The following is a 6113-nucleotide window of genomic DNA, read 5'->3' as shown; positions in this document are numbered from 1 at the left end:
ACCCTTCACCCTTCACCCTTCACCCAGAGATTAAAAAATAAATCCCATTCGCAATAAAAATTGCGTTACATCAAACAAAGTAAAAGTTGCATTAAAAACTCCTTTTTCGAACGCGATGCCAGGATTACCTTTAAAAAGGCATAATAAATACAACTTTAAAAGAGGGTTTTCCATGTACTGCGTTCAATGCGAGCAAACCATCCGTACCCCGGCCGGCAATGGCTGTTCCTACGCCCAAGGGATGTGCGGCAAGAGTGCTGAAACCTCCGACCTGCAAGACCTGCTGGTCGCCGCACTGCAAAGCCTCTCCGCCTGGGCGCTGCTGGCCCGCGAGCTGGATATCCGCGATCGCACCATCGACAGCTTTGCGCCGCGCGCCTTCTTCGCCACCCTGACCAACGTCAACTTCGACTCTGCGCGCATCATCGGCTACGCCCGCGAGGCGCTGGCGATGCGCGACAGCCTGCGCACTGCGTGCCTGGCCAAGGCACCGGGCACGCAGTGCGACCATCCGCTGGCCGATCTGCGCCTGCAGGGAGAGGATGTGGCGACCCTGCGCCGCCAGGCGGCAGAGTTCGCCCTGGACAGCGATCGGGCCGAGATCGGCGACGATATCCACGGCCTGCGCATGCTCAGCCTATACGGTCTGAAAGGCGCCGCGGCCTATATGGAGCATGCCCATGTGCTGGGCCAGCATAGCGAGGCGATCTACGCCCAGTATCACCACTATATGGCCTGGCTCGGCACCCGGCCGTGCGATATGGATACCCTGCTGGACAATGCCATGGGCATCGGCAAGATGAACTTCGCCATCATGGCGCAGCTGGATAAGGGGGAGACCGAGGCCTACGGCGATCCCACCCCGACCTCCGTCAACGTGCGGCCGCTCGCCGGTAAATGCATCCTGATCTCCGGTCACGATCTGAAGGATCTGCAGATGCTGCTGGAGCAGACCGACGGCCTCGGGATCAACGTCTATACCCACGGTGAAATGCTGCCGGCCCACGGCTATCCCGAACTGCGAAAATACCGCCACCTGGTCGGTAACTACGGCAGCGGCTGGCAGAATCAGCAGCAGGAGTTTGCCCGCTTCCCCGGCCCGATCCTGATGACCTCCAACTGCATCATCGATCCCAACGTTGGCAACTACAGCGATCGCATCTGGACCCGCAGCATCGTCGGCTGGCCGGGCGTACGCCATCTGGAAGGCGATGATTTCAGCCAGGTGATCGCCCAGGCGCAGGTCTGCGATGGCTTCCCCTACAGCGAGATCGAACACCTGATCACCGTCGGCTTTGGCCGCGCCACCCTGCTCAACGCGGCGGACAGCGTGATCGATCTGGTTGCCCAGAAAAAGCTGCGCCACGTATTTCTGCTCGGCGGCTGCGACGGCAGCCGCGATGAGCGCAGCTACTACACCGATTTTGCCCGCGCCATCCCACAGGATTGCCTGATCATGACCCTGGCCTGCGGTAAGTACCGTTTTAACAAGCTGGAGTTCGGCACGCTGGAGGGGCTGCCGCGCCTGCTGGACGTCGGCCAGTGCAACGACGCCTACGGCGCCATCATGCTGGCGGTCAATCTGGCAGAGAAGCTCGGCTGCGGCATCAACGATCTGCCGCTCAGTCTGATCCTCTCCTGGTTTGAGCAGAAGGCCATCGTCATCCTGCTGACCCTGCTGGCGCTGGGCGTCAAAAACATCTACACCGGGCCGACCGCACCGGGTTTCCTGACGGATAATCTTCTGGCGATCCTCAACCAGCGCTTCGGCATGCGCGCCATCAGCACGGTCGACGCCGATCTGAACGGTATACTCGGCCACGCCTAACCCGGCAATCTGAAGTGCCCCGAGCCGTCTGGTACGGGGCGAAATACTGACTGCGAGACGCCATCACCATGACCATGCCAACCCCCCTTTGCCCCCACCGGATGCAGGTTCACTCTCTGCGCCGGGAGACCCCCGATGTCTGGACGCTAAACCTGATCTGTCCCGACTTTTATCCCTACCGTCCCGGTCAGTATGCACTGGTCAGCATCGACGGCAGCGAAGAGACCCTGCGTGCCTACACGCTCTCCTCAACCCCAGGGCTCAGCCCCTTTATTACCCTGACGGTACGCCGCCTGGACAACGGCGTCGGCTCCGGCTGGCTGACCGGCCGGGTACGGCCGGGTGACGAACTGTGGCTTTCACCGGCGCAGGGCAGCTTCACCTGCCCGCAGGCGGACGCCACCCGCTATCTGATGCTGGCAGCCGGGTGCGGCGTAACCCCGATCATCTCCATGACCCGCTGGCTGCTGGTTAACCGACCCAGCACGGATGTCGCGGTGATCTACGCGGTCCGTACACCGCGCGACCTGATCTTCGCCGACGAGTGGCACCAGCTGGCCGATGCTCACCCGCAGCTGCAACTGATCCTGCTGGCCGAAGCGGAAGCAACAGGCGCTATCCTGCCGGGACGCCTAAATCGCGGGGTGCTACAGGGCCAGATCCGCGCCCTGACGGAGCGTACGGTGATGATCTGCGGCCCGGCGCCCTATATGCAGCAGGCTCAGACCCTGGTTGGTGAACTGGGGGTCAGCCCACAGCGGGTGCATCAGGAGATCTTTCGCCCGCAGGTGGGAAACAGCTGCGGCGGCGATCTGCGCATAACTTCCTGCAGCCACCCCGGCGAATATCGTACCGCCGTCGGCGTTACCCTGTTGCACGCCATGGAGCAGAACCGGCTGCCGGTACAGGCCGCCTGCCGCGCCGGGGTCTGTGGCTGCTGTAAGACCCGTATCCTGCACGGTGACTATCAGGTCAGCAGCACCATGACCCTCACCCCGCAGGAGATAGCCCAGGGCTATGTATTGGCCTGCAGCTGCCAGCTGGAGAGTGACATTACGCTGGCCTGATAACAGTATCCCCACTCCGGTACAACGAGCCAAAGCGGCCATGGGCAGGGCACCGCATGATCATCAATGGTATGTTCTGGGTGCTTTGTTCAGACGCACCATGATGTGATTTACCTGAACGATACGGCCCATGGAAAACCGTTTACAACCGATTTAATCGATGATCAAAGCGTTACATCCCCACCATTCGCTGTGCGCTTTGCATCCAGGATTCCTTGAATGCAGGATCATTGGCGAACAGCTTATAAAGCGCCAGCTCGTCTTTCCTTCGTGCCAGCATGACTTCTCTCATGATCTTTTCGAAGGCCAGCTCGCGGTTAATCGGATCACTATTGTTTTGATACTTTGATTCAAAGTCTGGGTGTTTTTTCACGTTATCGAGGATATTCACGAACTTCACCCGCTGCTCTTCCGGAGTTGAACTCCAGCCCTGGAACCACTTCTCGTTAAAGCTCTTGATGATCTCATCCAGCGGATCAGTTTCCTCGCCCGAACCGTGGACGCCACGTGGATTGGAGTTTTGCGGATCCAGCACTGACTCATCAGCATCTAAGGTGATCGCGTGGTTAAGCTTCACACGCTGTAGACCGTAGGAGGAGAGGTCCACTGACTCAAGCAGCTCATCAAGCAAGTCGGTATCCGGGTCCTGCACCTTGAGTTTAGGGATCAGAAACTTGAGGAACCAGAACAGCTTCTCCCAGGTCAGCATATCGTAAGGCATGATGGCGGCCATCTGACCGTAGATCTTCACGAACTGCTTGGCCTTGATCTTGATATCGGCTTTTTCTTCGTTACTCAGTTCCAGCTCATGGTTGAAGCGGTCCGCGGCCACATCGATGATGGCACTGAGCAGTTGCGCATCTTCGTTATTGAAGTAACGTGCAACAAACTTTTCGACTTCGAGCCACTCATAGACGCCGGTATCATCCAGTGCATCCTTGAGTTCATGCAACACATTGATGTCGGTGGCGCCAGAGAGCGAGGTCGCGGTATAGAAGGGATCAAACGATGCCTTGATCGCTTCAACCGGATTGAAGAAATCGAGAATAAAGAGATCTTCGGTCTTCTTGCCCCATTTTGGCGCAGCCCGGTTAAGGCGGGATAGCGCCTGCACGCACAGAACACCACTCATTTTTTTGTCGACATACATGGTGCACAGCTTGGGCTGATCGAAACCGGTCAGGTATTTGTTGGCCACGATGAGCAGGCGATATTCGTCGGTATCAAACTTGTCGCGGGTATCGCCCTCGGCAAAGCCGTTGAGCTCAGCCTCAGTGTACTCGACGCCATCTACCTCCTTGCTGCCGGAGAAGGCAATCAGCACCTTGAACGGGTTCCCCACCGCCTCCAGCTGGCGGGTGATGGCCCTGTAATAGCGGATAGCAGAGACGATGCTCTGCGTCACCACCATCCCCTTGCCTTTGCCCTTGAGCTTCTTGGCATTCACCACATGGGGGATGAAGTGCTCGAGCATGATCTCAGCCTTGACGTCGATCGTCTCCTGACTGCCTTCCACATAAGCCCGCAGCTTCTTCTGCGCCTTTTTGCTGTCAAACAGCGGGTTCTCGTCGATGGACTTTCTGATCTCGTAGTAGCTGCAATAGGTGGTGTAGTTGGCTAATACGTCAAGAATGAAACCTTCCTCAATCGCCTGTTTCATCGAATAGAGGTGAAACGGCTGGAAGGTGCCATCCGGCTGCAACTGGCCGAACTTCTCCAGCGTGGTGTTCTTCGGCGTGGCGGTAAAGGCGAAATAGGAGGCGTTGCCACACATTTTGCGCGAGCGCATGGCCTGCAGGATCAGATCCTGGGTGTCCTCCATCTCCTCTTCCTGCTTCTTGCCCATCGCCGCGTTCATCTTGCCGTGGGCATCACCGGATTGTGAGCTGTGCGCCTCATCGATAATCACCGCAAAACGCTTGTCGCTCAGATCGCTGATGCCATCGACGATAAACGGGAACTTCTGGATGGTGGTGATGATGATCTTCTTGCCGTTCTCAAGGGCCGACTTGAGCTCGGATGACTTGTTGGCTGGCGCAATGATGTTCTTGACCTCAGAGAACTCCTTGATGTTCTCACGCAGCTGTTTGTCCAGCAGTCGCCGGTCGGTAACCACGATAATCGAATCAAACAGCGGCTGATCGACGGCCTTGGCACCCTGTACGTCAGCGCTATGCGGGTAAACCTCGATCAGCTGGTATGCCGCCCAGGTGATGGAGTTGGATTTGCCAGAGCCCGCTGAGTGCTGAATAAGATAGGTCTGGCCAACCCCATGTTGAGCGGCATGGTCCACCAGCTTGCGCACCACATCCAGCTGATGGTAGCGGGGGAAGAACAGGGTGCGTTTGTTCAGTAACTCTTTGGTTGACCCATCCAGCCGCACAAAGTGCTGGATGATATTGGCCAGACTCTCCTTGCTGAAGACCTCTTGCCACAGATAGGCGCTCTTATGGCCGTAGGGGTTGGGCGGATTCCCCTTGCCATGGCGATGCCCCTGGTTAAAAGGCAGAAAGAAGGTCGCCTTGCCAGCCAGCTTGGTGGTCATATAGACCTCGTCGGTATCCACCGCCATATGCACCAGAGCGCGACCAAAGTGCAGCAGGGGTTGGCTGATATCGCGATCTTCCCGGTACTGCTTCTGGCCGTGATAGCTGGCATTCTGGCCGGTCCAGTGGTTTTTCAGCTCAAGGGTTATCAGCGGGATACCATTGATAAACAACACTATATCAATCTCTTGCTTGGGGTTTTGCGCCGAGTAAGCCACCTGGCGGGTGCAGCTAAAGAGGTTGGCGGCAAAATTCTGGCTCACCGTCGCGCTGCTGCTGGCCAGCGGCGCCGGGTACATCAAGGTCAGGTGGGCATCATCAACGCTCAGGCCCTTTTTCAGCAGATGCAGCACCCCCTGCTTTTTAATGATGCGATCGAAGCGCTCGAGTACCTTGCGTTGCCAGTCTTGGGGGTGATGCTGCTGGAGTTTGGCCAGCTCCATAGCCTGGGTGGTTTCGAGAAACTGCCAGAACAGCCGCTTATCGATGGCGTACTGTTTGTCAAAATCGCAGGCTTGCCCCAATACAAAACCATGGTGGGGTATGGTGTAGACGGCAGCCCCCTCGCCAATGCCATTGCCGAGCGTTTCCAGACACTGGCCGGTCAGGGCCTGCTCAATGGCCGCTTCAAGGGCCTGTTCTTTGGTGTTGCTGACCATCTGTATCCCCGCT

At 57.6% G+C, this 6113-nt stretch carries 3 protein-coding genes; 2 read left to right on the top strand and 1 reads right to left on the bottom strand.

Features of this window, described 5'->3' with window-relative positions; translation table 11 throughout:
• The first annotated feature begins 172 nt into the window (after positions 1–172).
• Both hcp and hcr read left to right on the top strand, forming a co-directional pair.
• On the top strand, positions 173–1828 hold the full coding sequence (gene hcp, locus EIEH_RS13635) for a hydroxylamine reductase (RefSeq protein WP_015871782.1): 1656 nt from the start codon (positions 173–175) through the stop codon (positions 1826–1828).
• A gap of 68 nt (positions 1829–1896) precedes the next feature.
• Positions 1897–2895 (top strand): NADH oxidoreductase, encoded by a 999-nt coding sequence (gene hcr, locus EIEH_RS13630; RefSeq protein ID WP_015871783.1) that lies wholly within the window; start codon positions 1897–1899, stop codon positions 2893–2895.
• Between the two features lie 172 nt (positions 2896–3067).
• Here hcr and EIEH_RS13625 read toward each other — a convergent pair whose 3' ends face one another.
• Positions 3068–6100: a type I restriction endonuclease subunit R gene (locus tag EIEH_RS13625; RefSeq protein WP_015871784.1), complete on the bottom strand. Its 3033-nt coding sequence runs from the start codon at positions 6098–6100 to the stop codon at positions 3068–3070.
• Between the last annotated feature and the right edge of the window lie 13 nt (positions 6101–6113).

It is taken from the genome of Edwardsiella ictaluri ATCC 33202, from assembly GCF_000264785.1.
In the GTDB taxonomy this organism is placed as follows: domain Bacteria; phylum Pseudomonadota; class Gammaproteobacteria; order Enterobacterales; family Enterobacteriaceae; genus Edwardsiella; species Edwardsiella ictaluri.
This window is presented reverse-complemented; position numbering and strand designations above follow the sequence as displayed.

Coding starts and splice junctions, on each gene's coding strand:
- hcp (WP_015871782.1), top strand. CDS start 173: ATGTACTGCGTTCAATGCGAGCAAACCATCCGTACCCCGGCCGGCAAT.
- hcr (WP_015871783.1), top strand. CDS start 1,897: ATGACCATGCCAACCCCCCTTTGCCCCCACCGGATGCAGGTTCACTCT.
- EIEH_RS13625 (WP_015871784.1), bottom strand. CDS start 6,100: ATGGTCAGCAACACCAAAGAACAGGCCCTTGAAGCGGCCATTGAGCAG.